General features: G+C 71.0%; 29 protein-coding genes, 4 tRNA genes and 1 riboswitch. Of the genes, 15 read left to right on the top strand and 18 right to left on the bottom strand.

What is annotated here, in order from left to right; all coding sequences use genetic code 11:
- Window positions 1-61 precede the first annotated feature (61 nt).
- The 5 genes from pgsA to ACHAAC_RS05375 all read right to left on the bottom strand — a co-directional run bounded on the left by pgsA (window position 62) and on the right by ACHAAC_RS05375 (window position 5,626).
- Entirely contained in the window at window positions 62-691 is a 630-nt protein-coding gene (pgsA, locus tag ACHAAC_RS05395) for a phosphatidylinositol phosphate synthase (RefSeq protein WP_435715032.1), read from the bottom strand.
- Complete coding sequence (locus ACHAAC_RS05390) at window positions 691-1,221, bottom strand: HIT family protein (RefSeq protein WP_435715031.1); 531 nt, start codon at window positions 1,219-1,221, stop codon at window positions 691-693. The genes pgsA and ACHAAC_RS05390 overlap by 1 nt, the downstream gene beginning before the upstream one ends.
- Before the next feature lie 94 nt (window positions 1,222-1,315).
- The gene (thrS, locus tag ACHAAC_RS05385; RefSeq protein WP_435715030.1) at window positions 1,316-3,286 is read right to left on the bottom strand and encodes a threonine--tRNA ligase; all 1,971 of its coding nucleotides are present in this window, start codon (window positions 3,284-3,286) and stop codon (window positions 1,316-1,318) included.
- Between the two features lie 107 nt (window positions 3,287-3,393).
- Window positions 3,394-3,879, bottom strand: a complete 486-nt coding sequence (locus ACHAAC_RS05380; protein WP_435715029.1) for a YbaK/EbsC family protein — start codon at window positions 3,877-3,879, stop codon at window positions 3,394-3,396.
- 37 nt (window positions 3,880-3,916) lie between these two features.
- Window positions 3,917-5,626, bottom strand: coding sequence for a GMC oxidoreductase (locus tag ACHAAC_RS05375; RefSeq protein WP_435715028.1), 1,710 nt, complete (start codon window positions 5,624-5,626; stop codon window positions 3,917-3,919).
- Window positions 5,627-5,683: 57 nt separating this feature from the next.
- On the opposite strand from ACHAAC_RS05375, the gene ACHAAC_RS05370 reads away from it, so the two are divergent.
- The 5 genes from ACHAAC_RS05370 (at window position 5,684) to ACHAAC_RS05350 (ending at window position 8,958) form a co-directional block, all read left to right on the top strand.
- The gene (locus tag ACHAAC_RS05370; protein ID WP_435715027.1) at window positions 5,684-6,274 is read left to right on the top strand and encodes a TetR/AcrR family transcriptional regulator; all 591 of its coding nucleotides are present in this window, start codon (window positions 5,684-5,686) and stop codon (window positions 6,272-6,274) included.
- Window positions 6,271-7,692 carry a flavin-containing monooxygenase gene (locus tag ACHAAC_RS05365; RefSeq protein WP_435715026.1) on the top strand — a complete coding sequence of 474 codons (1,422 nt, stop codon included), beginning with the start codon at window positions 6,271-6,273 and terminating at the stop codon, window positions 7,690-7,692. Before ACHAAC_RS05370 ends, ACHAAC_RS05365 begins: the two co-directional genes overlap by 4 nt.
- Complete coding sequence (locus ACHAAC_RS05360; protein WP_435715025.1) at window positions 7,683-8,279, top strand: acetoacetate decarboxylase family protein; 597 nt, start codon at window positions 7,683-7,685, stop codon at window positions 8,277-8,279. The genes ACHAAC_RS05365 and ACHAAC_RS05360 overlap by 10 nt, the downstream gene beginning before the upstream one ends.
- Before the next feature lie 42 nt (window positions 8,280-8,321).
- Window positions 8,322-8,531 carry a hypothetical protein gene (locus ACHAAC_RS05355; RefSeq protein WP_435715024.1) on the top strand — a complete coding sequence of 70 codons (210 nt, stop codon included), beginning with the start codon at window positions 8,322-8,324 and terminating at the stop codon, window positions 8,529-8,531.
- Between the two features lie 24 nt (window positions 8,532-8,555).
- Window positions 8,556-8,622, top strand: a riboswitch (guanidine-III (ykkC-III) riboswitch).
- Window positions 8,623-8,634: 12 nt separating this feature from the next.
- Window positions 8,635-8,958, top strand: coding sequence for a DMT family transporter (locus ACHAAC_RS05350; protein WP_435715023.1), 324 nt, complete (start codon window positions 8,635-8,637; stop codon window positions 8,956-8,958).
- A gap of 51 nt (window positions 8,959-9,009) precedes the next feature.
- Here the strand turns inward: ACHAAC_RS05350 and ACHAAC_RS05345 are convergent, their stop codons facing one another.
- The 6 genes from ACHAAC_RS05345 to ACHAAC_RS05320 all read right to left on the bottom strand — a co-directional run bounded on the left by ACHAAC_RS05345 (window position 9,010) and on the right by ACHAAC_RS05320 (window position 14,108).
- Window positions 9,010-9,465 carry a hypothetical protein gene (locus ACHAAC_RS05345; protein ID WP_435715022.1) on the bottom strand — a complete coding sequence of 152 codons (456 nt, stop codon included), beginning with the start codon at window positions 9,463-9,465 and terminating at the stop codon, window positions 9,010-9,012.
- Window positions 9,466-9,545: 80 nt separating this feature from the next.
- Window positions 9,546-9,620: transfer RNA gene (locus ACHAAC_RS05340), tRNA-Val, on the bottom strand.
- A 59-nt stretch (window positions 9,621-9,679) separates the two neighbouring features.
- Window positions 9,680-10,852: a dipeptidase gene (locus tag ACHAAC_RS05335; protein WP_435715021.1), complete on the bottom strand. Its 1,173-nt coding sequence runs from the start codon at window positions 10,850-10,852 to the stop codon at window positions 9,680-9,682.
- Window positions 10,853-10,858: 6 nt separating this feature from the next.
- A complete protein-coding gene (locus tag ACHAAC_RS05330) occupies window positions 10,859-11,965 on the bottom strand; it encodes an alanine/ornithine racemase family PLP-dependent enzyme (protein WP_435715020.1) in 1,107 nt (368 codons plus the stop codon).
- Window positions 11,962-13,119, bottom strand: a complete 1,158-nt coding sequence (locus tag ACHAAC_RS05325) for a DUF1611 domain-containing protein (RefSeq protein ID WP_435715019.1) — start codon at window positions 13,117-13,119, stop codon at window positions 11,962-11,964. The genes ACHAAC_RS05330 and ACHAAC_RS05325 overlap by 4 nt, the downstream gene beginning before the upstream one ends.
- A 155-nt stretch (window positions 13,120-13,274) precedes the next feature.
- Window positions 13,275-14,108 carry an aminotransferase class IV gene (locus ACHAAC_RS05320; protein WP_435715018.1) on the bottom strand — a complete coding sequence of 278 codons (834 nt, stop codon included), beginning with the start codon at window positions 14,106-14,108 and terminating at the stop codon, window positions 13,275-13,277.
- A 93-nt stretch (window positions 14,109-14,201) separates the two neighbouring features.
- Here ACHAAC_RS05320 and ACHAAC_RS05315 point away from each other — a divergent pair.
- The 4 genes from ACHAAC_RS05315 to ACHAAC_RS05300 all read left to right on the top strand — a co-directional run bounded on the left by ACHAAC_RS05315 (window position 14,202) and on the right by ACHAAC_RS05300 (window position 15,457).
- Window positions 14,202-14,273 (top strand) — tRNA-Gly (locus ACHAAC_RS05315).
- 27 nt (window positions 14,274-14,300) lie between these two features.
- Window positions 14,301-14,371: transfer RNA gene (locus tag ACHAAC_RS05310), tRNA-Cys, on the top strand.
- Window positions 14,372-14,401: 30 nt separating this feature from the next.
- Window positions 14,402-14,473 (top strand) — tRNA-Val (locus ACHAAC_RS05305).
- A 267-nt stretch (window positions 14,474-14,740) separates the two neighbouring features.
- The gene (locus ACHAAC_RS05300; RefSeq protein ID WP_435715017.1) at window positions 14,741-15,457 is read left to right on the top strand and encodes an HNH endonuclease family protein; all 717 of its coding nucleotides are present in this window, start codon (window positions 14,741-14,743) and stop codon (window positions 15,455-15,457) included.
- A 28-nt stretch (window positions 15,458-15,485) separates the two neighbouring features.
- On the opposite strand, the gene ACHAAC_RS05295 is transcribed toward ACHAAC_RS05300, so the two are convergent.
- Genes ACHAAC_RS05295 through ACHAAC_RS05285 form a run of 3 tightly spaced genes read right to left on the bottom strand, consistent with a single transcriptional unit; the run spans window position 15,486 to window position 17,282 of the window.
- Window positions 15,486-15,962, bottom strand: coding sequence for a hypothetical protein (locus tag ACHAAC_RS05295; RefSeq protein ID WP_435715016.1), 477 nt, complete (start codon window positions 15,960-15,962; stop codon window positions 15,486-15,488).
- 10 nt (window positions 15,963-15,972) lie between these two features.
- On the bottom strand, window positions 15,973-16,359 hold the full coding sequence (locus ACHAAC_RS05290; protein WP_435715015.1) for a DUF4333 domain-containing protein: 387 nt from the start codon (window positions 16,357-16,359) through the stop codon (window positions 15,973-15,975).
- Window positions 16,360-16,388: 29 nt separating this feature from the next.
- Window positions 16,389-17,282, bottom strand: a complete 894-nt coding sequence (locus tag ACHAAC_RS05285; RefSeq protein WP_435715014.1) for a YihY/virulence factor BrkB family protein — start codon at window positions 17,280-17,282, stop codon at window positions 16,389-16,391.
- A 112-nt stretch (window positions 17,283-17,394) separates the two neighbouring features.
- On the opposite strand from ACHAAC_RS05285, the gene ACHAAC_RS05280 reads away from it, so the two are divergent.
- From ACHAAC_RS05280 to ACHAAC_RS05260, 5 genes are all read left to right on the top strand, one after another.
- On the top strand, window positions 17,395-18,024 hold the full coding sequence (locus ACHAAC_RS05280; RefSeq protein WP_435715013.1) for a hypothetical protein: 630 nt from the start codon (window positions 17,395-17,397) through the stop codon (window positions 18,022-18,024).
- A gap of 275 nt (window positions 18,025-18,299) precedes the next feature.
- Window positions 18,300-19,988, top strand: coding sequence for a nitrite/sulfite reductase (locus ACHAAC_RS05275; protein WP_435715012.1), 1,689 nt, complete (start codon window positions 18,300-18,302; stop codon window positions 19,986-19,988).
- On the top strand, window positions 19,985-20,170 hold the full coding sequence (locus tag ACHAAC_RS05270; protein ID WP_435715011.1) for a hypothetical protein: 186 nt from the start codon (window positions 19,985-19,987) through the stop codon (window positions 20,168-20,170). Before ACHAAC_RS05275 ends, ACHAAC_RS05270 begins: the two co-directional genes overlap by 4 nt.
- On the top strand, window positions 20,167-20,925 hold the full coding sequence (locus tag ACHAAC_RS05265) for a sirohydrochlorin chelatase (RefSeq protein ID WP_435715010.1): 759 nt from the start codon (window positions 20,167-20,169) through the stop codon (window positions 20,923-20,925). The genes ACHAAC_RS05270 and ACHAAC_RS05265 overlap by 4 nt, the downstream gene beginning before the upstream one ends.
- Before the next feature lie 70 nt (window positions 20,926-20,995).
- Entirely contained in the window at window positions 20,996-21,664 is a 669-nt protein-coding gene (locus ACHAAC_RS05260) for a dihydrofolate reductase family protein (RefSeq protein WP_435715009.1), read from the top strand.
- 13 nt (window positions 21,665-21,677) lie between these two features.
- On the opposite strand, the gene ACHAAC_RS05255 is transcribed toward ACHAAC_RS05260, so the two are convergent.
- The gene (locus ACHAAC_RS05255; RefSeq protein WP_435715008.1) at window positions 21,678-22,508 is read right to left on the bottom strand and encodes an SGNH/GDSL hydrolase family protein; all 831 of its coding nucleotides are present in this window, start codon (window positions 22,506-22,508) and stop codon (window positions 21,678-21,680) included.
- 86 nt (window positions 22,509-22,594) lie between these two features.
- On the opposite strand from ACHAAC_RS05255, the gene msrB reads away from it, so the two are divergent.
- Window positions 22,595-23,017, top strand: coding sequence for a peptide-methionine (R)-S-oxide reductase MsrB (msrB, locus tag ACHAAC_RS05250; RefSeq protein ID WP_435715007.1), 423 nt, complete (start codon window positions 22,595-22,597; stop codon window positions 23,015-23,017).
- Window positions 23,018-23,114: 97 nt separating this feature from the next.
- Here the strand turns inward: msrB and hemQ are convergent, their stop codons facing one another.
- Genes hemQ through hemE form a run of 3 tightly spaced genes read right to left on the bottom strand, consistent with a single transcriptional unit; the run spans window position 23,115 to window position 26,234 of the window.
- On the bottom strand, window positions 23,115-23,819 hold the full coding sequence (hemQ, locus tag ACHAAC_RS05245; RefSeq protein WP_435715006.1) for a hydrogen peroxide-dependent heme synthase: 705 nt from the start codon (window positions 23,817-23,819) through the stop codon (window positions 23,115-23,117).
- A gap of 4 nt (window positions 23,820-23,823) precedes the next feature.
- The gene (gene hemG / locus ACHAAC_RS05240; RefSeq protein WP_435715005.1) at window positions 23,824-25,167 is read right to left on the bottom strand and encodes a protoporphyrinogen oxidase; all 1,344 of its coding nucleotides are present in this window, start codon (window positions 25,165-25,167) and stop codon (window positions 23,824-23,826) included.
- Complete coding sequence (hemE, locus tag ACHAAC_RS05235) at window positions 25,167-26,234, bottom strand: uroporphyrinogen decarboxylase (protein ID WP_435715004.1); 1,068 nt, start codon at window positions 26,232-26,234, stop codon at window positions 25,167-25,169. Before hemE ends, hemG begins: the two co-directional genes overlap by 1 nt.
- Window positions 26,235-26,307 lie beyond the last annotated feature (73 nt).

Below are 26,307 nucleotides of genomic sequence, written 5' to 3'. Positions count from 1 at the left end.
TACCGAGGGTATGTGTCAACGTCGATGTCACATACGGCGTGTCACGTCGAGCACATCGTGGTCAGCGGGGCTCGTCGAAGGCCTGGCGATGCACGATCACCATGCGCTGGACCACGGTGACCAGGCTCGCGAGGGCCAGCACCCACAGCGTGAGCTCGCGCAGGATGGGCAGGTCCAGCAGACCGGCGAACCCCGTCATCACCAGGATCGCCACGAGCCGGTCGGCCCGTTCCGCGATGCCCCCCTTTGCCTGCATCCCCAGGCTCTCGGCCCGGGCCCGGGCGTAGGACGTGAGGTTGCCGAGGAACAGGCAGGCCAGGCTCAGGCACAGGTACAACCACGGGCTGCCGAGCGTCGCCTCGGCATCGGACTGCGCGTAGTACAGGACGAGTCCGCCGAAGATGGCCGCGTCGCCCACACGGTCGAGCGTGGAGTCCAGGAAGGCGCCCCACGGCGAGGACTGCCCCGACTGGCGGGCCATGTAGCCGTCCATGATGTCGCTGAAGACGAAGGCCGTGATGACCAGAACGCCCACGAAGAACTGCCCCCGCGGGAAGAACCACAAGGCACCGGCGGAGACGCCGATCGTGCCGACGATGGTCACGTGGTCGGGCTTGACGCCCATCCTCAGCAGGAGGTCGGCGAGCGGCGCCCAGACGTTGGTCCAGAACTGGCGGAAGCGTTCGAGCATCAGGTCCCCCCTGCGTCGTCGGACTCGTCCCACGCCTCCCGCAGGAGGCCGCACGTGTCCTCGAGGAGCTGGGGCATCGTCTTGGTGCCGCCCAGCACGGTCATGAAGTTGGCGTCGCCGGCCCAGCGCGGGACGACGTGCTGGTGCAGGTGCTGCGAGATCGACCCGCCGGCCACTCCCCCGAGGTTGATGCCGACGTTGAAGCCGTCCGGCGCGCTCACGTCGCGGACGGTCACGATGGCACGCTGCGTCATCGCCGCGAGCTCGGCCGTCTCGGCGGCGTCCAGCTCGGTGTAGTCCGCCACGTGCCGCATCGGCAGCACCATCAGGTGCCCGGGGTTGTAGGGGAAGAGGTTGAGCACGACGAAGCACGTCCACCCCCGCGCGATGATCAGCTCGGTCTGCCGCTCCCCCGCCACCATGAGGCAGAACGGGCAGGCGTCGGGCTCGGTGGGCGCGTCGCCCGCGCCCCGCACGTAGGCCATCCGGTACGGCGCCCACAGGCGCTGCAGGTGGTCGTCGTTCGTCACCGGGCCAACCTAGCGGGAGCCCGCGACGCACGGACGACCCACGGCCCCCACGGGTCCCCTGATTCCCATGTCCACATGGGAATCAGGGGATCGCTCAGACCTGGCTCTTGGTGGCGATGGCCTCCAGGATGCGGGTGACCGCCTCGTCGACGGCGACGCCGTTCTCCTGCTCCCCGCTGCGGTAGCGGAAGGAGACGGCGTCGTTCTCGACGTCGTTGTCACCGACGATGAGCATCAACGGCACCTTCTGCGTCTGCGCGGTGCGGATCTTCTTCTGCATGCGCTCGTCGGAGTCGTCCACCTCGAAGCGGATCCCGGCGCCCTTGAGCCGCTGGCCGAGCGTGCGCAGGTAGTCCACGTGCCGCTCGGCGACTGGGATGCCGACCGCCTGGACCGGGGCGAGCCACGGGGGGAAGGCGCCGGCGTAGTGCTCCACGAGCACGCCGATGAACCGCTCGATCGAGCCGAACTTGGCGGAGTGGATCATCACCGGCTGCTGCCGGGTGCCGTCGGCGGCGACGTACTCGAGGTTGAACCGGTCGGCCGCGGGCTGGTTGAAGTCGTACTGGATCGTCGACATCTGCCACGTCCGGCCGATCGCGTCCCGGGCCTGCACCGAGATCTTCGGGCCGTAGAAGGCTGCTCCGCCCGGGTCGGGCACGAGATCGACGCCGAACGTGCGCGCCGCCGTCTCGAGCACGGCGGTCGCGGTCTCCCACTGCTCATCGGACCCGATGAACTTGTCGGGCTTGGCGTCGTCGCGGGTGGACAGCTCGAAGTAGTAGTCGTCGAGCCCGAAGTCACGCAGCAGGCCGGTGACGAAGGTGAGCAGGTGCTCGACCTCCGCCGGCGCCTGCTCGGGGGTGACGTAGGAGTGCGAGTCGTCCTGGGTCATCGCGCGCACGCGCGTCAGGCCGTGGACGACGCCGGACTTCTCGTAGCGGTAGACCGACCCGAACTCGAAGAACCGCAGCGGGAGCTCGCGGTAGGAGCGCTGCCGCGAGCGGTAGATCAGGTTGTGCATCGGGCAGTTCATCGCCTTGAGGCGGTACTCGGCGTTCTCCATCTCCATCGGAGGGAACATCGTGTCCGCGTAGTACGGCAGGTGGCCCGAGGTGTGGAACAGCCCGTCCTTGCTGATGTGGGGGGTCCCGACATAGTCGAAGCCCTCCTCGAGGTGGCGGCGCCGGACGTAGTCCTCCATCTCCCGCTTGATCACGCCACCCTTGGGGTGGAAGACCGCCATTCCCGAGCCGATCTCGTCGGGGAAGGAGTAGAGGTCCAGCTCGTTGCCCAGGCGGCGGTGGTCGCGACGCTGCGCCTCCTCGATGCGGTGCTGGTGCTGCTCCAGGGCCTCCTTGGACTCCCACGCGGTCCCGTAGATGCGTTGCAGCTGCTTGTTTCGCTCGTCGCCGCGCCAGTAGGCGGCAGCCGACCGCATCAGGGCGAAGGCCGGGATCCGCTTCGTGGTGGGCAGGTGCGGTCCGCGGCACAGGTCCTTCCAGGCCAGCGAGCCGTCGCGCTTGAGGTTGTCGTAGATGCTGAGCCCGCCGTCGCCGACCTCCACGCTCGCTCCCTCGGCGGCGTCGGTGTCGGACTTCAGGCCGATGAGCTCGAGCTTGTAGGGCTCGTCGGCGAGCTCGACCCTTGCGGCGTCGTCGTCGACCTCGCGGCGGGAGAACTTCTGGCCCTCCTTGACGATCTTGCGCATCCGGGTCTCGATCTTCGCGAGGTCCTCGGGGACGAACGGCTCCGCGACGTCGAAGTCGTAGTAGAAGCCGTCGGCGATGGGGGGCCCGATGCCGAGCCTGGCGTCGGGGAAGAGCTCCTGCACGGCCTGTGCCATCACGTGCGCCGTGGAGTGCCGCAGGATGTCCAGCCCGTCGGGGCTGTCGATGGCCACCGGCTCGACCCGCTGCCCGCCGGCCAGCTCCACCGAGAGGTCACGCAGATCCCCGTCGATGCGGGCGGCGACGACGTCGGGGTCGTCGGCGAAGAGCTGCCACGCCTTCGTGCCGGGCTCCACCTCCCGCGCCTCATCGTTGACGACGACGTTCACGGTCATGGCGTACCCCTGCTTCCTCGGTGGACGACCCCTACGGCTGGGCCGTGCTGCTCGAACGCGATGCTATCGCCCGGTCAGGCACCCCGCCGGCGCGGTCCCGAGCCGGCTCAGACCCGGTCGGCCGGGACCTTGGTCACGCTCACCCAGCCGATGGCTCCCGCCACCTCCGAGATCTCCTGCGGAGAGAGCTCGATCGCGGAGGCCGCGTTACCGACCGCCGGGAACAGCGTCCCGAACCGGTGCAGGGACTCATCAAGATGCACCGAGGCGACCTCGGGATTCGCGAACGGGCACACCCCGCCGGGTGCGTGGCCGGTCAGCCGCTCCACGTCCTCGGTCCTGAGCATGCGGGCCTTGAGGCCGAAGGTGCGCTTGAAGGCCGCGTTGTCGACCCGCACGTCACCGGCAGCGACGACGAGGATGCTCGTGCCCTCCTCGGCCCCGTAGAACGCCAGGGTCTTGGCGATCCGGGCCGGCTCCACCCCCAGCTCGGCGGCGGCGAGCTCGACGGTGGCGCTCGAGCCGGACGTCTCGATGACGTCGCCCTCACGTCCGAAGCGGGCCAGGTGGGCGCGGGCGCTCTCGATCGACATGCGGCTCATCGTAGGCGGCCCGCTGGGGCCCTCGGCCTCACACCTCGGCGATGCCCATCGGCCGCAACCGGGGCTCGGGCAGCAGCAGCGCCGCCGGCGCCCCCGCGGGTACGGCGGGGGCCACCGGGTCGACGGGCGGGACCCGCCGGTACGGCTCCCCCGGCTCGGGCCGCTCGTCGATCTGCCCCTTGTTGGGCCACATCGCCATCGCCCGCTCCGCCTGGGCGGTGATCGTCAGCGAGGGGTTGACCCCGAGGTTGGCCGAGATCGCGGACCCGTCGGCCACGTGCAGCCCGCGATGGCCGTGGACCCGCTGGTACGGGTCGATGACGCCCTCCTCGGCGCTCTCGCCGATGACGCAGCCGCCGATGAAGTGCGCCGTGAGCGGCACCCCCACGAGCTCCCCGACCGAGCTGCCGGGGTGGCCGCCCACCGCCTTCGCGAGGTCCTTGGCGGCGCGGTCGGCGACGGGGATCCAGTCCGGGTTCGGCTCTCCGACGCCCTGGCGGCTGCTCAGCCGCAGCCCGAACGGCCCACGACGCAGGTGGGTGGTGATCGAGTTGTCCAGCGACTGCATGACGAGCACGACGATGGACTGCTCGGCCCAGCGACGCGGCCGGTGCAGCTGCCACGTGCCCCGCAGACCGAGCTGGCGGTACCCACGCAGCACCGCGCGCAGCCGGCCGCCCGGACCGGGTCGATCGGGCAGGGCCATGTTCATCAGGCTCAGGGCGCCCGAGCCCCGGCCGTAGCGCACGGGCTCGACGTGCGTCACCGCGTCGGGGTGGAAGGAGGACGTGATGGCCACGCCGTCGGTCACGTCGGCGTCCTTGTCGACCGCGCGGGCGCTCAGCACCGCCTCGGAGTTGGTCCGGCTCAGCTCACCGATGCGTGGCGACAGGCGCGGGAGCGAGCGCCGCCGCAGTCGGTGCAGGAGGTCCTGGGTGTTGAGCGCGTTGCCGGCGAAGACGACCTGCTCGGCGGTGAACCTGCGGCGTCGGAGCGGGTTCCCGGTGCGACGGGCCCGGACCTCGTAGCCGCCGCCGGGCAAGGGGCGGACGTCGTGGACCGTGGTCAGCGGGTGCACCCGGGCCCCGGCCTGCTCGGCGAGGTACAGGTAGTTCTTGACCAGCGTGTTCTTGGCGTTGTGCCGACACCCCGTCATGCAGGCACCGCAGTTCGTGCACGTGGAGCGGGTCGGGCCGGCGCCGCCGAAGAACGGATCCTCCACCTCGACCCCGGGCCGCTCACCGAAGAGCACTCCGACGTCGGCGGGGTGGAAGGTGTCCCCGACGCCGTAGTCGTTCGCGAGGGCCTGCACGAGGTTGTCGGCCGTGGTCCGACCGGGGTAGGTGGTGACCCCGAGCATCTTGCGCGCCTGGGAGTAGAACGGTGCGAGCTCGTCGCGCCAGTCGGTGATGTGCGACCAGTGCGGGTCGGCGTAGAAGCCCTCGAGCGGCTCGTAGAGCGTGTTGGCATAGACCAGCGAGCCGCCCCCGACGCCCACCCCGCTGGTGACCAGGACGTCCTTGAGCAGGGTGATCCGCATGATGCCGAAGCACCGTGCCCACGGTGCCCACAGGTATCGGCGCAGGTCCCAGGACGTCTTGGGGAGCTCGTCGTCGGCGAAGCGCCGGCCTGCCTCGAGCACGCCGACGCGATAGCCCTTCTCGGTCAGGCGCAGCGCCGTCACGCTGCCGCCGAAGCCGGATCCCACCACCACCACGTCGTAGTCCAGCTCTGTCATGGACAGGAGGCTACGCCGCTATTGACACTTTGACAACAGTGGGGCGAGACTGGCGGCGTGACCCAGTCCACCGGCGTCGGCGCACGCCTCGCACCCGCGTCGCGCCGCCAGCAGATCATCGAGGCGGTGCGCCCCCTCTACCTCAGCAGACCCTACGACGAGGTCTCCACTGCTGAGCTCGCAGCGGCCGCCGGGGTGACCCGCAGCCTCATCAACCACTACTTCGGCTCCAAGCGCGACCTGTTCCTGGAGGTCATGCGCTCGTCGATCCGGATGCCGGCGGACGACCTGCCGGCCCTGGACGGCCTTCCTCTCGCCGAACGGGCCCGCCGCACCGTGGAATGGATCCTCGACGCTGCCGAGACCTACGGCCAGGCGTGGGTCAACGCGTCAGGAGCGGCGAACCTGCACGGCCAGTCCGACCTGCAGCAGGTGGTGGACGAGGCCGACGACCACGCGGCCCGCCTCACCCTGGACGCGCTGGGCCTGGCCGACGACCCCCGGCTGCGAGCGCGCCTGCGACCCGTCGCCGCGCTCGTCAAGGCCGTCTGCAGGGAGTGGCTCACCCGGGACACGCTGACCCGCGACGAGGCCTCGACGCTCATCACCGACACCGTCCTCGTGATCGTCACCCAGGAGAAGACATGACCTCGATCGGCATCATCGGCTCCGGCTTCGGCGCCATCGGGACGGCGGTGGAGCTGATCGAGGCCGGCCACGACGACGTCCGTCTCTGGGAGCGCTCGGAGTCCCTCGGCGGCGTCTGGCGCGACAACACCTACCCCGGAGCGGGGTGTGACGTCCCCTCCCCTCTCTACTCCTTCTCCTTCGCGGTCAACCGGTCCTGGTCGCGGCGGTACGCCAAGCAGCCGGAGATCCACAGCTACCTGCACCGGGTGGCCGAGGAGCACGACGTGGCACGGCGCATCAGGTTCGGCACCGAGGTCGTCGCGGCGCGGTGGGACGAGCCGTCCCAGACCTGGGAGGTCGGCTTCGCCGACGGGGGCTCGGAGTCCGTCGACGTGCTGGTCAGTGCGGTGGGCCAGCTCTCCCGGCCCCGCCTGCCGGCCATCGAGGGCATCGACGACTTCGCCGGCGAAGCCTTCCACTCCGCCCGCTGGGACCACGACGTGCCCCTGGAGGGGCGTCGGGTCGCGGCCATCGGCATCGGTGCGAGCGCCATCCAGTACGTCCCGCACCTGGCGGACGAGGCCGCCGAGCTCACCCTGTTCCAGCGCTCGGCCAACTACATCCTGCCCAAGCCCGACGGGCCCTTGCCGCGCTGGTACCAGCGCGGCATCGAGGTCGAGCGCGCCCTCTGGTGGCTCTTCGGCGAGCAGTTCTCCCGCGGCCTGGACGACGGCTCCCGGGTGGGCAGGATCAATGCCGCCGTCGCCCGATGGCACCTGCGCAGGCAGGTCCGCGACCCCAAGCTGCGCGAACGGCTGACGCCGGACTACCCCGTGGGCTGCAAGCGCATCCTCTTCTCCAACGACTTCTACCCCACGGTGACCCGCGAGCACGTCCACCTCACCGACGACGCGGTGCGGCGCATCGTGCCCGAGGGCGTCCAGACCGCGGACGGCACGGTGCACGAGGCCGACGTCATCGTCTACGGCACCGGGTTCGACGCGCAGGACTTCCTCTCCTCCATCGACGTCACCGGCGTCGGTGGCGAGAAGCTGGCGGCCCGGTGGACCGACGGAGCCCACGCCCATCTGGGCATCTACGTCCCCGGCTTCCCCAACCTGTTCGTCTCCTACGGTCCGAACACCAACCTCGGCGGCGGGTCGATCATCTACATGCTGGAGGCGCAGGCGGCCCACATGCGTCAGGTGGTCGACCGCATGCAGGTCGGTGGGTGGAGCCGGGTCGACGTCCGGCCGGAGGTCGAGGCGCGCTACGACGCCCAGGTCCAGGAACGCCTCGAGCACTCCGTGTGGGGACACTGCGAGAGCTGGTACCGACACCCCTCGGGACGCATCACGTCCAACTGGCCGGGCGCGACCCGACCGTTCGCCCGACGCGTCGAACAGCTCGACCCGGAAGACTTCGCATGGGCCTGACCTACCCGCCCGAGCCCTGGGACCTGCACGGCGACGCCACCGCCGCACTCTTCCTCGTGCCCGTCGCCGACGTCCCGGCCGCTCCACCTCCCGGCACCACCGTGGTGACGGTGGCCGGGCGCGCCGTCGTGACCGTGGCGTTCTTCCGCTACCGCGAGCCGAGTCCTCTTCGCTACGGCGAGGTCATGGCCACGGTTCTCGTGCGTCGCGGTCTGCGGCTGCGGGTCCACATCCCGCAGATCTGGGTCGACAGTCCCGCGTCGCGTGACGGCGGGCGGGACCTCTGGGCGATCCCGAAGGACCTGGCCGTGTTCTCCGGTGACCCTGGCACCGCCATGACCGGCGAGGGCATCGCCTCGGTGATCCTGGACCGGGTGCGCCGCCTGCCGGGTCGGTTCCCGCTGGGCTTTCGCATCGCGCAGCAGCGGGACGCCCGAAGCCTCGTCACCCCGGTCACGGGTCGGGTCACGACGGCGCTGGCCCGCGGACGATGGCGCTTCGAGGGGCCGCTCGCATGGCTGGGCGACCGACGACCCCTGCTGACCCTTCACGTCCGACGCTTTCACCTGCGGTTCGGACGGCCCTGACTCGGGATGCACGAGCGCTCGACCCGGAGCAGTCTTGGTGCCATGCCCGAGTACCGATTGATCACCGAGTCCGGCGACGTCGTCCAGACCGCCACGCACGAGCACGACCAGGCCGCCGTCGCGTGGCGCTCGGCCCACCCCTTCGAGGGCGCGTCGCAGGCCGACGACAGTCGCCAGCTGCGCATCGAGCGCCAGGACGGCGAGGAGTGGGTGCGCCTGCCCGCCACCCTCGGCACGGCCGACTCCAGCTGAGCCGGTCGCGGACCGGTAGGCTCGCTGTCGGCACGCACCGTGCCGCCGGACGAGGCCGGCCCGTACCCGGACAGCGACAAGACGGGCCTCAAGGAGGCTCGTCATGGCATGGATCGTCCTGGTCGTCTCAGGAGTGCTGGAGGCCGTCTGGGCCACCGCACTCGGTCGCTCGGAGGGCTTCAGCAGGCTCGTCCCCAGCGTGGTGTTCACCGTCGCACTCGTGCTCAGCATGGGAGGTCTCGCCTGGGCGATGCGTGAGATCCCCACTGGAACCGCCTACGCCGTCTGGGTGGGCATCGGCGCGTCCCTGACCGTCGTCTGGGCGATGACGACGGGCGAGGAGACCGTGTCCGTCGTCAAGATCGCGCTCGTCCTCGGCCTCGTGGGCTGCGTCGTCGGGCTCAAGCTCGTCGGCGACGCGCACTGAGCGACGTCGACAGTTCTGGCGAGGGCGGTCGTGGGGGCTCCTTACGGCCCGTCACACAGGGTCGGGCGGCCTTCCGCCGAGTGCTGTCCAGTGCTCCACGCAGACCGGGTTCGGCGGCTGCGTGAGCAGCTCTCCCGTCCCGCCTGCGTGCTCCGGCACGCGAGCGCGGGGCACCTCGTCGTGCCGCCGCGCAGCCCGACCGGGAAGCAGCCGGCCGAGCAGGCCGCCCCGGTCGGCCATCTCGTCGCTCCCCGTGGCGAGCGTCGGGCCGCCGGCGCCCCGACTCGTCGATCGAAGGATCGATCCATCCACGACGAGCCCGGTGCTGCACGGTTCACCGTGCCGAAGGGCCAGGCGAATCGTGCTCTCGTCCACCCGGTCCGTCGAGGTCTCCCAGTCGAGGCCGGCGAGGTCCGCTCCCGCCCGACGGGCGAGGTCCTGGACTCCGTCACCGACGTCGACCCACATCAGTGGGCCACGCGGGCGCAGCAGGTAGAGGTGGGCCATGGCACCAACGTAGGCCTACTGAGCAGCGAACTGAGCGCGGCCCCTGACCGCGTGTCCGCAGGTCAGGGGCCGTACTGCACTGGTGGGCGATACTGGGTTCGAACCAGTGACCTCTTCGGTGTGAACGAAGCGCGCTACCACTGCGCCAATCGCCCTCGTGTGCGTTGAGAACGATAACGCACGGGGCACGGGGCGTGACAACCGCGTGCGCGGCTCAAGGGTCGATCCGCACCCGCGACGCCGCCCGGGTGGCCGCCACCTCCCGGCTGACGGCCTTCGCCTCGTCGAGCACCCTCAGGACGTTGCCACCGGCCAGCCGCTCGCAGTCGGTGTCGCTCCAGCCGCGTCGGACCAGCTCGGCGAAGAGCACGGGGTACCCGGACACGTCCGGCAGGCCCTCGGGGAAGTCGTCGGTGCCGTCGTAGTCCCCACCGATGCCGACACCGTCGATGCCGACCATCTCGCGGGCGTGGTCGACGTGGTCGGCGACCTGCTCCAGCCTCGCTCGCGGCCGGGGGTCCACGCGGACGAGCTCGGCCGTCAGCGCCCGGACGGCCTCCCGGTCACCCGGTGACGCGCGACCGATGAGGAACGCGTCGCGCCTGGCCCTCCAGTCCCGGCACTCCGCCGAGACGAAGTCGGACACGAAGCTGACCATGCACAGGCCGCGGTTGGCCCGCAGCCTGGCCAGGACGTCGTCGGGCACGTTGCGCGGGTGGTCCACCAGCTCCCGGCACGAGGAGTGGCTGAAGATCACCGGCGCGACGCTCTCGTCGAGGGCGTCGCGCATCGTGGCCGTCGAGACGTGCGACAGGTCCACCAGCATCCCCAGTCGGTTCATCTCACGGACCACCTCGCGACCGAAGCCGGTCAGGCCGCCGGCAGCCGCCGTGTCCGTCGCGGAGTCCGCCCACGGCACGTTCTTGTTGTGCGTGAGCGTCAAGTAGCGCACGCCCAGCTGGTGCAGGGACCTCAGTGCCCCCAGGGAGCAGCCGATGGAGTGGCCGCCCTCCGCCCCGATCAGGCAGGCGATCCGGCCCGAGGACTGCGCCGCCGCGATGCCGTCGGCATCCACGGCCAGGGCGAAGTCGTCCGGGTGGGCGTCCACCATCTGGTGGACGAAGTCGATCTGCTCCAGGGTCGCGACGACCGCCCCGTCCATGTCGAGCTCTGGTGGCACGAAGACGGACCAGAACTGTGCGCCCACCCTCCCGGCCCGCAGTCGTCGGACGTCGGTGTGCGTCCGGTCGGCGGTGTCGATGAGGTCGAGCTCGACGTCGGCGGTCACCCGTGCGGCCCACGGCAGGTCGTTGTGCCCGTCGATGACGGGCTGGCGCGCCAGGATGCTCTCCGCCCGCGTGCGGGCCTCGTCCGGTGCCATCGTCATCGTGTCCTAGCCCGCCGCGGGCAGGGTCGGCCGGCCGACGGGCTCGACGACGCCGCCACGCTCCCTCTGCTCGACGAACGGCGAGGTCATGGCGCGCACGAGGGCGCTGTAGTCCAGGCCGAAGGGGAGCTCGTCACCGACCGTGAGCTCGTGATCGCCGACGTCCAGGACGAGGTGGTCGCTGCTGGCCCCCAGCACGGTGATGCCCGACGGCGGGACGAGTCCGTCAGGGTCGACGTCCTGACGACCCAGAGCGACGATGGCCTGGCGCGTCAGTCCCGCCGGGCGCTGCGCCGGACGGGTACCGAAGGCGGACTGGGCCACGTCGCCCCACGGTCGGGAGGGCTTCGTCCGCAGCTCGATCACCTCACCGACGAGCGCGAAGACCTCGGTGCTCAGGCCGTCGATCGGTCGGCGGTGCAGCGGCTCGGTGCCCAGCAGGATCGACTCCCCCAGTCGCAGGTCGTCGATGCGTGCCACGTCGCTCGTGGAGAGTGCCCACTCAAGGTTCGCCGAGTTGCCGCCCGAGACGACGGGCAGACGTCGGCCGCAGGCCCGCTCCGCATGCTCGACGAGGCGGGACAGCGCATCCATCGTCCGCTGGTCCGGCACGACGCCGTTCTGGCAGGCGAGGTTGGTCCCGAGCCCCAGCAGCGTGAGCCCGGGCAGGTCCTCGACGATGCCCACGACGTCCGCGACGTCCTCCACGGCGATCCCCTCACGCAGGTCACCCAGCTCGACCATCAGGACGACACCGTGCGTCAGACCGGCGCCGACTGCGGCGTTGGAGAGGGCGGCCAGGACCGTGGGCTCGGTGTTGAGGCTGATGTCCGCCGCCCGCACGACCCGCTCGGCCTGGCTGGGCATCGGGGAGCGGATCAGCGTGACGGAGGCATCGAGGCCGCCGGCGCGAAGCCGCTCGACGTTCTCGACCCGGGAGTCACCCAGTCCGCTGACGCCGCCGCGCAGCATCGCCGCGGCCACACCGCTCCCTCCGACAGCTGCCTTGGACACGCCGGTCACCCGGATGCCGCGCGGCGCCAAGAGGTCGACGAGGGTGCGCGTGTTGGCACAGATCGCGGCCAGGTCGATCTCCAGCCGCGGTGCGCTCACCGTGGGCTCGGGACGCGGGCCGTCTCCAGCTCGGGGAAGGCCAGCAGCACCATCTCGACCAGGCGGTCCAGCGGGCGGGTGAGCGGGTCCGTGGCGGGCAGCCCCAGCTCCAGCTCGAGGTCGTCGATGGCGTCGCCGATCTCGTCGTCGGTGGTCATCTGCTCGTGGTTGACCGTGATCCCGATGACCTTGGTGTCCGCGAAGGCCTCGACCAGCCGCACCTCGCTCGCGACCGTCGGCATCGCCACCATCGGGAAGTCGCCGAGCACCTCGCGTCGGGGCGCGTGCTGGACGATGACACCGGCCGGCCGGCTTCCGCGCAGGATGTGGGCGGACGTGAGGTAGGCCGGGTGGCTGAGCGCCCCTTGCCCCTCCACGATGATGACGTCGGGGTCCTCCCCCTCGAAGGCGGCGACCACCTGGTTCTCGACCTCGCCGGAGCAGAACTGCGGCACGAGCGCGTCCAGCGCGACACCGTACTTGCCGCCCTGGATGAGCGTGGTCTGACCGGTGCCCACCATGACGGCGTGGATCCCCGCGGCGTTCAGCGCCTGCACCAGGAGCGTCGCCGTCGTGCGCTTGCCGATGGCACCGTCGGTCCCCAGGATGGCGATGCGCGGGCAGGTGACGTCGGTGATGCGCCCGGAGAACAGGTGCAGGTCCTTCTTGGGCTTGGGGCGCCGGATGTCGGTGATCGAGACGCCGGCCAGGACGCTGGCGGCGACGAACTCAGGGTCCTCGTTGAGGAACTCGTGCAGCCCGTTGACGATGTGCATCCGGCGCGAGATGCCATCCAGCAGCACGACGCGCTGCGCGGGCGACAACAGACCGTCGGCGGGCGCGACCCCACAGATGAGGTGGTCGGGAACGTGGCCGGCATGGGCGATCGCCTCGGGCAGGTCCGCGAGCACGGGGATGCCATTGGCGACGCCGTCCAGCAGCATCCCTGCGTCGGCTCCGGCATGCGTGCTGTCGATGACGCTCAGGATCTGGTATCGCTCGGAGTGCCGCACCAGCCCGTTGGCCGTCTTGCCGTCCTGCTCACCGAACTGGCCCTCGCAGTAGATGATCGCCGAGCCACCGACAGGAGGACGGACGTCGCCGCCCTGACTACTGGTGGCGTTGGGGGCACGACGGGTTTGCTGCACGGACATGACTCTCCTCGAACTCACTCAGAGGAGGCGACAGGTTGTCGCGAGGGGCCAGAGGGCCGGGCGGTCGACGCGAGGTCTCCCTGAATCGCCGACAAGGTGTCGGCTCGTGCCCAACCTAGCAGCCGGAGCCTCGCCGACCGGCCGCACGAGCTCCGCTACGGGTCGGAGGTCTCTGCCTGGCGCCGGCCCCAGATCTCCTGGGCCCGGCGCGTGATCGGGCCGGGCGCCGCGAGCTCGCGATCATCGACCCGCCCGATGGCCTGGATGTTGCGGGTCGTGCCCACAAGCACCACCTCATCGGCCTCCTGCAGAACCGAGATCGGGGCGTCGCGCTCCACGACCTCCAGCTCCGACGAGAGCCACTCCAGACCCAGGGCCCGGGTGATCCCGGCGAGGCATCCGGAGGCCAGCGTGGGCGTGATGAGCTGCTCCCCCAGGACGTACATGATGTTGGAGCCGGTCCCCTCGCACAGGTCGCCCACGGTGTTGGGCATGACCGCCTCGCTCGCGCCGGCCACCTTGGCGGCCTCGATCATCTTGGCGTTCTCGGCGTACGACGTCGTCTTGAGCCCGGCCAGGGCGCCCCGCTCGTTGCGGGGCCACGGCACCGTGATGATCGAGGCGGTCGCCGGGGGCCGCTCGCACGGCTCGGTGGCCACGACGTGCGTCAGGGGTCCGGGGCCGCGCGGGGAGCCCAGCGGACCCGACCCGGACGTCACGGTGATCCGGATCCGACCGAACACCAGGTCCTGTCCCTGCATCGTCGCCGTGATGCCCTCGCGGATCAGGCCGACGTCGGGGGCGCCGATACCCAGTCCCTCGGCCGAGCGCACGAGCCGATCCAGGTGACGGGTCAGCGCGAACGGTTCGTCGTCCTCGACTGCGATCGTCTCGAAGACCCCGTCCCCCACCACCAGGCCGTGGTCCAGCACCCCGAGAGCAGGTTCGTCCGATGATTGCAGCACTCGTCCGTTCAGCCACGCCTTCATGCGTCCAGCCTACGGCTCCAGCGCCCCGACCCCCGTTTGGTCAGCCGTGGGGCATCGGCTAATGTTTCTTCCCGCGCCGGAAACGGTCGCGCTGCGGACATAGCTCAGTGGTAGAGCATCACCTTGCCAAGGTGAGGGTCGCGAGTTCGAATCTCGTTGTCCGCTCGGAGCGGGTCTCCACGCCCATCCAACGGTGGGTTGGCCGAGAGGCGAGGCAACGGACTGCAAATCCGTTTACACGGGTTCAAATCCCGTACCCACCTCGAACTGCACAACTGAAGAGCACCACCCACGGGCGATTGGCGCAGCGGTAGCGCGCTTCCCTGACACGGAAGAGGTCACTGGTTCAAACCCAGTATCGCCCACCCCAGAACCCCCGGAATCCCTCAGGATTCCGGGGGTTCGCACGTTCTCCACGGGCCGATGGGCGACCCCGGGCACCGAACGGCCGTCTCGACGCTCCCCCGACGTGCCGGAGGCCGCCCGGTGCGTGACCGGGCGACCTCGAGACCTGGCCCACGACCGTTCGGTGGTGGACCGTGGGTTCAACCTAGCCGCGTCAGCCAGGAACGCATCCGCACCGCGCCCCGGTCCCCGGCCCCGGTGTCGCCGGCTCGTGGGAGTCTTCGGACGTGAGCCGCCGCCCCCTCGTCCTGCTCGCGGTGGTCGCAGCCCTCCTGGCCGGGTACGGGCTCGTCGGTGGCGGGGACACCGATGAGCCGGACGGGCCCTTCACCTCGGCGACGACCCGACCCGCCTCCACTCTCTCCGCCGACGACGCCCGGCGCCGGTTGCCCGAGCTCGCCGTGCTCGAGCGGCGGCCCGCAGGCGTGCCCCGCTACTCCCGGGACGCGTTCGGACCGGCGTGGGCGGACATCGACGACAACGGGTGCAACCAGCGTGACGACGTCCTGCTGCGCGACGCCGTCCCGGACTCCACGGTCGCCCGCCCACAGGGTTCGTGCCCGCACGACGTGCTCGCGGGCACCTGGGTCGACCCGTACACGGGCACCGAGCTGACCTTCGACGACCTCAAGGCGCCCACGCAGGCACAGGCCCTGCAGATCGACCACGTGGTCCCGCTGGCCGAGGCATGGCAGTCCGGTGCCCATCGATGGCGCGACGAGCGTCGAGTCCGCTTCGCGAACGACCTCGACGGGCTCCTCGCCGTCGACGGCCCGACCAACGCCTCCAAGGGCTCCGACGACCCGGCGGCATGGCGCCCGCGCCAGGGGTACCAGTGCCGTTACGCCGCCCGTTGGATCAGCGTGAAGCACCGCTGGGAGCTGGCCGCCGACGTCAGCGAGGTCGCGGCGCTGGAGCAGATGCTCGACGCGTGCCCGGGGTGAGCCGTGCCCACGTCACGACGCAGCATCCTCAGCGAGGCGCCGAGCGCCAGACGTAGCGCAGGCCCGAGCCGACGATGTCGACCGTCGCGTCGGCCACCGTCTGTCCGGGAGCCTCGGCGAAGGCCACGGAGCAGCTGAACGACGTGCCGACCTCCGGCGAGACCGCCTGCGGGCACCGCACCGACGTCGCCGGACCCGAGCGGTTCAGCCGGGACTGAATGTCCGAGGCGATGCCGGACGGCGAGACGGCCCCTGCCGTCTCGTCGGACTCGTCGTCGGACTCCGAGGGAGTGGGGGTCGGGGACGCGCTCGGGCTCGGCGATGCGCTGGGCTCGGGCGTCGCGTCGGGAGAAGGGGTCTCGGTCGGCGTCAGGGCGGGAAGGGCGTCGTCACCGGTGAGGCTCTCCCCCTCCTCGATGCCCACCCACGAGCGGAGTCCGAGCACGCCCGCCGCGGCCACCAGCACCACGACGACGGCGATCGCTGCGATTCGGCTCTTGGGCATCGGCACGGTCCTAGCTGTTGGGTTCGGCGTTCCAGGTGAACGCGCCGTCGGGTCCGTTGATCTCGACCTTGGCTGTCGAGACGGCCTCCGTGTCGGGCTGGTCGGCGAAGAAGACCTCGCAGTCGAAGGTGGTGCCGATCTTCTGCTGGACGCGCTCTGGGCACTCGATCCTCGTGGGCTGGCCGGCGTTCGCGTCCAGCCGCTCCTTGATGTTCTCCTCGATGACCCCTGTCGTCATCTCCACGGGGGCCAGGGACTCGCTCGGCGATGCGGAGGCCGACGGGGACGGCTCGGGGTCGCCACTCTCGTCGGCACTGCATGATCGAAGACCGAACAACAGTGCGCCGATGCCGAGCAGCAGCACGACGACGGCCGTCAGCTTGGTGCGGGCGCTCATGACCGGATCCTATCGATCCTGCATCCGGCTCAGCCCTCGGCCGTGCTCGGCGTCACGCGGCGGGGGTGCCGCTCGGTGTCGATGGCGGCGTTCAGCGCCGCCCCGATCAGCACCGCGATCGACAGGACGTACAACCACAGCAGGATCGCGATCGGGGCGGCGAGCGGCCCGTAGATCGACGTCCCACCGGTCGAGAATCCTAGGGCCCAGCGCACGAGGTAGCTGCCGAGCACCCACAACAGCATCGTGAACGCGGCGCCCGGCAGGTCCGACCGCCACGTCGTCCGGACCGGGACGGCGAGGTGGTACAGCGTCGTGAGGAAGCCGACCGAGACGACCAGCACGGTCGGCCAGTACAACGGCTCCAGGACCGCCAGCTCGGCCGGGGCGAGCTGCGCCGCCACCTCGGGCCCGGCGATCACGAGCGGCACGAGGACGATCCCGATCAGCAGGGCCACCACGTACAGCGCGAAGGACAGCGCCCGGGTCTTGACGATCCCCCGCTCACCACCCAGCCCGTACATGATGGTGATGGTGTCCAGGAAGACGTTGAGGGCGCGCGAGCCGGACCACAGCGCCAGCACGAAGCCGATCGAGACGACGTCGATGCGCCCGGAGGACAGGACCTCCTCCAGCGTCGGGGCGATGACTTCGTCGACCGTGTCCTCGGTGAGTGCCTGTGAGGCCAGGGCGAGCACCCGGTCCTGGAACACGTCGACCTGCGCGACGTCGTAGCGCCGGGCGACGAAGCCGATCGTGCCGGCGAGCCCGAACACCAGCGGCGGCAAGGACAAGATGGCGAAGAACGCCGCTTCTGCCGCCAGCCCGGTCACCCGGTTGTGGAAGCAGCGCCGGAACGTGGTGGCGGCGACCCGCGCCAGGAGATCGACGGCGGCCGACCTCGAGAGCACGGAGTCAGCCATGGGGCCACGGTAGGTGCTGCGCGAACCAGCCGCCGGGACGTCGAGCACGGCCGCGGTGTCGCCTGCGTCCCACTACCCTTGCCGCACCAGCCCCATCAACGCAGGAGTTCCGATGCGCGCCCTCGTCACATCAGCCGTACTGCACCTGGTCGGCACGCTCGCCGCCGGCCTGGCGCTGCGGGCCGGGGACGCGACGCTCGCCGTCGTCGCCGTTGCCGTCACCGCGGCGCTGCTGGTGTGGTTCGCCTCCCTGCACGGGACCGAGGAGGCCTCGGGGCTGCCGCTGGCCAGCACGGCCTCGGCCCTCGGGCTGTGCCTCACCGGACGCAGCGCCTTCGGCACGCTCCTGCCGCTGGCTGCCGCACAGGTCGTCGGCTCCGTCGCGGCCGGTGGACTGCTGCTGGCGCTGGGCCGCGCCGATGGCACCGCGACGCTCGTGTGGGACACGCCCGGTCTGGTCGCCATCGCGGCTGCGGCCCTGCTGGTCGGCGTCGTCACCGCCTGGGCCACGCTCGCCATCGACGGCGGGGAGCACCCGTCCTGGTGGATCGCCCCCGCGCTGCTCGCCGGTGCCGTGCTGAACGTGGCACTCGTCGCGGCGATCGCCCCGGCGATGGTGCTGGGGCTGGCCACGGCCGGTCTCCTGGGATGGGCGACTGCCGGCGTCGCCGCTGCCGGTGTGCTCGCCGGGGCCGCCGGGGGCGTCTACCTGGTCGCCGCCGTCACTCCAGCTGCTGCGTGACGCGCACCACACGTCCCTCCTGGTTTTGCGCGGCCTGGCGGCTCCCCGCTCACCCACCTGTCTTGCCATTTGGACACGTGTCCCAGCATGTGGAATCCCGCTTGTCCGTCGTCCCTGACCGTGGACAGACTGTCCGCATGTTGACCGCGCAGAACACCTGGCTCGTGGAGCGTCTCCACGTCGACCTCGGTCGTTCGCGCACCATGCTCTGTCGCTGACCCAGCCCCGGCCCGGTCCCTGTGTGGACCATTCCCTGCTGCAGGAAGCGACTTGCCATGACGACCGACACGACCGAGACCACCACCCCCAGCCGCCCCGCGCGCCGCCGCCGCGGCGAGGGCCAGTGGGCCCTGGGTTATCGAGAGCCCCTCAACGCCAACGAGCAGTCCAAGAAGGACGACAACCCGCTCAACGTGCGCGCACGGATCGAGAACATCTACGCGCACGGCGGCTTCGACAGCATCGACCCCGGCGACTTGCGCGGGCGTTTTCGCTGGTGGGGCCTGTACACGCAGCGCAAGGCCGGCATCGACGGCGGCAAGACTGCGACGCTGGAACCCGAGGAGCTCGACGCCCGCCACTTCATGATGCGGGTGCGCATCGACGGCGGACAGCTCACGCTCGAGCAGCTGCGCACCGTCGCCTCGATCTCGACCGACTACGGTCGCGACAGCGCGGACGTCACCGATCGTCAGAACGTGCAGTACCACTGGATCGACGTCCGCGACGTGCCCACGATCTGGGACCGGCTGGAGGCCGTCGGCCTGTCGACGCAAGAGGCCTGCGGCGACTGCCCCCGCGTCATCATGGGCAGCCCCGTCGCCGGGGTCTCCACCGACGAGGTCATCGACGGCCAGCCGGCGATCGACGCGATCGAGAGCCGCTACATCGGTGACCGTGCGTTCTCCAACCTCCCCCGCAAGTTCAAGACGGCGATCAGCGGGCACCCCGGCCACGACGTGGTGCCGCAGATCAACGACGTCGCCTTCGTCGGCGCCGTCCACCCCGAGCACGGCCCCGGCTTCGACGTCTGGGTCGGTGGTGGACTCTCCACCAACCCGATGCTCGCGCAGCGGCTCGGCGCCTGGGTGCCGATCGACGAGGTGCCCGAGGTCTGGGAAGGCATCGTCAGCATCTTCCGGGACTACGGCTATCGGCGCCTGCGCTCCCGCGCGCGGCTGAAGTTCCTCGTGGCCGACTGGGGCATCGAGACGTTCCGCGACGTGCTGCAGGGGGAGTACCTCGATCGGGAGCTCATCGACCTCGACGCGCCACCGGTTCCCGACACGCCGGTCGACCACGTGGGTGTCCACCGCCAGGTCGACGGCCGCAGCTACGTCGGGTTCGCGACCACCGTCGGCCGGATCTCCGGGTCGCTGCTGAGCAGCGTCGCCGACGTCGTCGAGGCCAGCGGCTCCGGCCGGGTCGCCTTCACGCCGATGCAGAAGCTGATCGTCCTGGACGTCGACGACGATCGCGTCGAGACGCTCATCGAGTCGATGGCGGCGTTGGGTCTGCACGCTCGTCCCTCCGCCTGGCGCCAGCACACGATGGCCTGCACGGGCATCGAGTACTGCAAGCTCGCGATCGTCAACACCAAGGACCGTGCCCGTGAGCTGGTGGCCGAGCTCGAGGAGCGCGTGCCGGAGCTGGACACGCCCATCACCGTGAACGTCAACGGCTGCCCCAACTCCTGCGCTCGGATCCAGACTGCCGACATCGGGCTCAAGGGCCAGCTCGTCATGGACGAGAACGGCGAGCAGGTCGAGGGCTTCCAGGTGCACCTGGGGGGTGCGCTCGGACTCGACGCGGGCTTCGGCCGCAAGCTTCGAGGACACAAGGTCACCGGCGACCAGCTGCCCGACTACATCGAGAAGCTCTCGCGCACCTTCCTGGAGCAGCGCGAGGACGACGAGCCCTTCGCTCGCTGGGTCGCCCGCGCCGACGAGGAGGTTCTGCGATGAGGGCGACTCCGTTCCACTGCCCCTTCTGTGGGGACGAGGACCTGCGACCGCACGGCGAGACCCACGGCCAGTGGGAGTGCCGCAGCTGCATGCGGGCCTTCAAGCTCGGCTTCCTCGGACTGCTCAACCCCAACGCCGACACCCCCGGCACGACTCCCTCCGGAAGGAGGACAGCACCATGACCGCACCAGCACTCATCGCCCTGGCGCACGGCAGCCGCGACCCCCGCTCTGCCGCCACCATCACTGCCCTGACGGAGAGGGTCGCGTGCCTGCGTCCTGACCTCCGCGTGGAGCCTGCCTTCCTCGACCTCAACGAGCCGAGCCTCGACGACGTCGTGGACCGCCTCGTGGCCGAGGGGCACGGCGAGATCGTCGTCGTCCCGCTGCTGCTGACCAACGCCTACCACGCCCAGGTTGACGTCCCGAAGGCCATCGAGGCCGCTCGAGAGCGTCACGAGGGCGTCGGCATCATCGGCACGCGCATCCTCGGGATCGAGAACGCGTTCTTCCACGTGCTCGACCGTCGGCTGCGTGAGTCGCTGAGTGATCATCGCGTCCGCGAGCTCGACGCGCTCGTGCTCGCCGGAGCAGGGTCGTCGGACCCCGTCGCGAACGCGCTCATCGCCCGGGCAGCTCGCGCCTGGGGCGCCCACCACAAGCTGCCCACCATCGCAGCGTTCGCCTCCAGCGCACCGCCGGCGGCGGGCGAGGCGGTCCGGACGCATCGCGCCGACGGCCGTCGTCACATCGCGGTGGGCGTCCTGATGCTCGCGCCGGGCTTCTTGCCCGACCGGGTCACGGAGCTGGCCTACGAGGCCGGGGCGGTCGCCGTGGCCGAGCCGCTCGGCGCGGCCGACGAGATCGCCGAGGTCGTCCTGGCCCGGTACGCCGTCGGTGCGGTCGACCTCGTCCCGCTGGACCTCACCTTCGCCTGACCTGCGGGCGCGGTGGGGCCGACCGCTCGGTCGCCCCACCGCGCCCCCGGGCCTCGCCTAGGGTCGAGACGTGGACGCCAGCCTGTACGCCTACCCGCCGTCGGACCGCGCATGGGTACGGAGCAACTTCGTCACGACGATCGACGGCTCCGTCACCGACGAGACCGGGGTGTCCGGCTCACTGGGCGGCGCGGCGGACCTGCGGGCGTTCACGATCATGCGCTCGCTCGCGGACGTCGTCCTGGTGGGGGCGGGCACCGCACGAGCGGAGGGCTACGGCCCGGTCGATCCTGCCAACCTCGACGCCACCCTCCCCCACGCGCGGGTCCCGACCCTTGCCGTCGTGACGCGCAGCCTCGACGTGCCGGAGCGACTGTGCACGGCGGGCGTTCTCGTCATCACCACCCGGTCCGCCGAGCCCACCGACGTGACGCGCCTGGAGTCCGCCGGGGTGGAGGTGCTGCAGCACGGGCGCGACGACATCGACTGGCCGGCTGTCATGGCCGACCTCGCCTCGCGCGGCCTGCTCCGCGTGCTCTGCGAGGGTGGTCCCGGTCTGCACGGCGAGCTGGTGGCCGGCGACCTCATCGACGAGGTGTGCCTGACCACCGCCCCCGTCCTCACCACCGGCGGGCCCGGCATCACTCGGCACGACGCGACGGTGCAGCACGACATGCGCCTGGCCCACGCCGTCGTCGAGGACGGCGTCCTGCTCACCCGCTGGCTCCGCGACCGCTGACCCGGCCCGCCGGTCAGGCGGACGCGCCGGGGGCGTGATGGCCGAAGGGCACCTCGTCGCGCTCGCCCAGGGCGGCCAGGAGAGAGGGCAGCATCGCGGCCGCCGTCCGCTTGTAGCCCAGCGCGCTCGGGTGGAAGCGGTCCAGACTGAACATCTCGTCGGGGTTGGTGATGAAGAAGGGCCCGACGACGTCGGCGAGGGAGACCGCGTAGGCACCCCGGTCCAGGGCGGCGGCCCGCTGGGCGAGCCCCAGCTGCCGCGAGGCCCGCGACCCCAGCGCACGCAGCGGTTGTGGCACCGCCCGCAGCGCACCGAGGTCCGGGCACGTGCCCACGACGACCTCGGCGCCGCGCTCACGCAGCCGCTCGATGCAGTCCTCCAGGTGCTTGACCGACTCCCCCACCGGGACCCGATGGGTGACGTCGTTGCCGCCCACGACGACGACCGCCACGTCGGGACGGTAGTCATCGGGCAGTGCGTCGAGCTGGGCACCCAGCATGCTGCTCTCCGCCCCCACCTCCGCGACGGTGCGCAGGCGGACCGCGCGCTCGGTCCGCTTGGCCAGCCGTCGCGCGAGCCGGGCGCCGAGGGTCCCCCTGGCATCGTCGGCGCCCAGCCCGGCAGCGATGGAGTCGCCGACGAGCAGCAGCTCGATCCGGTCGCCCATCTTCTTGCGATAGCTCCGGTCGGCGTCCGGTGCCCGGTGCCCGAGCGGCTGTCCGATGACCGACCGCGCCCTGGCGGCCTGGCGCCGCAGGATCGTGCGGGTGGTCAGCCCCGCGACGGCAGCGGAGGTGAGGACGCCACCGGAAGCGACCAGGAGGTACTTGCTGACGGGACGCACCCTCCCGTTGTCCCACACCGCCCTGAACGCGCGACCACGGCCAGATGAACATCTGCGGCGCTGGCCTTCCGACGTAGACTCAGAGCATGGCTCACGAGACTTCCGGCACCGCCCACGAGGTGCACAAGAGTGACGACGAGTGGCGTTCCGAGCTCAGCGCGCAGGAGTATCACGTCCTGCGCGAGGCCGGCACGGAGCGACCGTTCAGCAGCCCCATCGAGACCGACCAGACGGTCGCTGCCTACGCCTGCCGCGCCTGCGGTGCCGAGCTCTTTCGCAGCGAGACCAAGTTCGACGCGCACTGCGGCTGGCCCGCGTTCTACGCACCGCTGGCCGAGGACCGGGTGGAGTACATCCAGGACCGCTCGATGTTCAGCGTCCGCACGGAGGTGCGTTGCGCCAGCTGCGGCTCACACCTGGGGCACGTCTTCGAGGGCGAGGGGTTCGACACCCCCACCGACCAGCGCTACTGCATCAATGGCATCAGCCTGACGCAGGTCCCCGACTGACCACACCCCCGAGATTCGTGAACGCCTGCACACACATCCGGTCATTCGCGCCGAATCGAGTGCAGGGGCTCACGAATCTTGGGCAGGAGCGGGTCGGTCAGGGCCAGAGCTCGACGAGGTCGGCCACCGCGTGGCGTCGTCCCGTGTAGAACGGGATCTCCTCGCGGACGTGGCGACGGGCCCGACTGGCGCGCAGGTCGCGCATCAGGTCGACGATGCGGTGCAGCTCGTCGGCCTCGAAGGCCAGCATCCACTCGTAGTCGCCCAGGGCGAACGACGCCACGGTGTTGGCCCGCACGTCCGGGTAGGGACGTGCCTGCATGCCGTGCTCCTTGAGCATGTCGCGACGCTCGTCCTCGGGCAACAGGTACCACTCGTAGGAGCGGACGAACGGGTAGACACACACCCAGTCACGCACGGTCTCATCAGCCATGAAAGCCGGGACGTGGGAGCGGTTGAACTCCGCGGGACGGTGCAGCGCCATCTGTGACCACACCGGCGCCATCCGCGAGCCGAGGGCCGTGCGGCGGAAGGCGTTGTAGGCCGACTGCAGGGCGTCGGCCGTCTCGGCGTGCCACCAGACCATCAGGTCGGCATCGGCACGCATGCCGCTGACGTCGTACAGGCCGCGCACCACGACGTCCTGGGCCGCGAGGGTGGCGACGAGCTGCTCCACCTCGGCCGCCTCCGCGGCACGGTCGGCGTCGCCGAGCACACGATCGAGGCGGAAGACCGACCACAGGGTGTAGCGGATGGTCTCGTTGATCTCCTTGGCCAGCTTGCCCTGGTTCGGAATGCTCATGACCTCATTGTCCCCTCGGGTCCTGACCGGCGAGCAGCCGCTCCGCAGCCGAGCGCCCCGACGCGATGACGGCCGGGATGCCGATGCCGCGGTAGGCGGCTCCGCACACCTCGAGCCCGGCCACCTCGGCCACCGACCGCTCGACGGTCTGCACCAGGGCACCGTGGCCCACCTCGTACTGCGGGAGCGCTCCACCCCACCGCTGCACGTGGGAACCGACGACGTCGGGCAACCCGCCGAGCGCGGCGGTGAGGTCTGCGACGGCCAGCGCGGTGACGTCCTCGTCGGTGGCGAGCAGCGCGGTGCTCTCCCCCGCCCGGCCGATCGACGCCCGCACGACGCTGTGCGCCCCGGCCCGCTCGGCGAGCCAGCGCCACTTGGCCGAGCTGAACGTCGCACCCTTGATGGCAGTGCCGTCCACGGGTGGCACGAGAAACCCGGAGCCGTCAGCGCCGACAGGGCCATCGAGAACGAGGGTCACCACGGCCATCGACGCGTACTCGACGCCGGCCAGCGCGAACGCCGCGGCGGGAGCCACATCGCCCAGCAGCCGCGCCGTCGCCGGGGCCGGGGTCGCCAGCACGACGGCGTCCACAGCCTCCGTGCGCACGTCGGTGGTCGGACCGTGGTGGACCTCCCACGCATCCCCGGCACGCGTCACCGCCCTCACCGTGGATCCCGTGCGGACGTCCAGGTCCCCGGCATCGACGACCGCCTGCGGCAGCTGCCCCACTCCCCCGACGAGGCCGGCGAAGACGGGCCCTGTGCGCGTGGGGGCATCGCTCGAGCGGCCCGCCGCGGCGAGCGGGTCGGCCCCCAGGGCGGCGATCTGGGGAGCCGCGGCCTGCAGCGACAACCGGGTGGCGTGACCCGCGTACACACCACCGAGCAGCGGCTCGACCAGCCGGTCGACGACCTCCTGCCCGACCCGTGGCGCAAGGAAGTCGGTGACACTCACGTCCTCCTCCGGCGCCTCCACGGACCGCCCCTGTGGTCGCTCGGGGATGATCCCGGACCGCTCCAGGGCATCGAGGTCTGCCGGCACGCCCATGACGGTCGGCGGCAGCGGACGGATCGCCCCGCGGGTCCAGACTGCGGCGGAGATCGTCTCGGGCTGGGTGAGGCGATTACCCAGGCCGATGCGCTCGATGAGGTCCAGCGCCTCCGGACGCCGCGCCAGCATCGCCTCGGCCCCGAGGTCGACGCTCAGACCACCGACCTCCCCGAGGAGCAGCTTGCCGCCGATGCGGTCGGCACCCTCGAGCACGACGACCTCGGCCCCTGCCTCGACGAGGTCCAGCGCTGCGGACAGGCCGGCCATGCCGGCACCGACCACGGCGACGCGCATCAGTGCCGCTCGTGACCGTGGACGAACTCCACGAGCCGGGTGAGGGCATCCGGGTCGGTCTCGGGGAGCACCCCGTGGCCCAGGTTGAAGACGTGACCGCGGGCGCCGCGGCCCTGCTCGATGATGCGGGCGGCCTGTGCGTGCACCACCTCGGTGGGGGCGAACAGCGTCGTCGGGTCGAGGTTGCCCTGCACGGACCGCTCCGGGCCGATGCGCTGGACGGCCTCGTCGAGCGGGACCCGCCAGTCGACGCCCACGACGTCCGCTCCGACTTCCCCCATCGCCCCGAGCAGCTCCCCGGTGCCGACGCCGAAGTGGATCCGGGGGACTCCGAGGTCGGCCACGCTCTCGAGCACGGCCCGCGAGTGCGGGGCCACGAACTCGGTGTAGTCCGCCAGCGAGAGGGTTCCCGCCCACGAGTCGAACAGCTGCACCGCCGACGCCCCCGCCTGCACCTGCATCCGCAGGAACGCCCCGGCGATCGAAGCCAGCCGGCCGAGCAGGTCGTGCCACAGCTCGGGGTCGGAGTGCATCAGCTGCTTGGTGAGCCGGTGGTCGCGCGAGGGCCCGCCCTCCACGAGGTAGGAGGCGAGGGTGAACGGGGCACCTGCGAAACCGATCAGCGGCGTTGCCCCCAGCTCGCCGACCAGGCCATGGACGGCCTCGAGGATGCCTGCGACGTCGTCGGGTTCGATCTCACGCAGCTGGTGCAGCTGCTCGCGGCGGCGAATGGGCTCGGCGACGACGGGACCGGTGCCCGGCACGATGTCCAGGTCGACACCGATCGCCTTGAGCGGCACGACGATGTCGGAGAAGAAGATGGCGGCGTCGACACCATGGCGACGCACCGGCTGCATCGTGATCTCGACGACCATCTCCGGGCGGAAGCAGGACTCCAGCATCGGCACGCCCTCACGGAGCGCGAGGTACTCCGGAAGGGACCGTCCGGCCTGGCGCATGAACCACACGGGGGTGCGAGTCGTCGGCTCCCCTCGGCACGCACGCAGGAAGTCGCTGTCCGTCGTGGGGCGCGGCCGGGCGGTCGTCTCGGGCGTCGGGAGGTTCACGTCCCAATTCTGTCAGGGGTGAGGTCGGGCCGGTCGGAGTGTCGGCCTGACCGACCGCCGTCACAGCGCCTAC

Origin of the sequence: Aeromicrobium sp. CF4.19 (assembly GCF_051262555.1) — a bacterium.
In the GTDB taxonomy this organism is placed as follows: domain Bacteria; phylum Actinomycetota; class Actinomycetes; order Propionibacteriales; family Nocardioidaceae; genus Aeromicrobium.
Note: the sequence above shows the minus strand (reverse complement) of the source record. Positions and strands in the feature narration are given on the sequence as shown.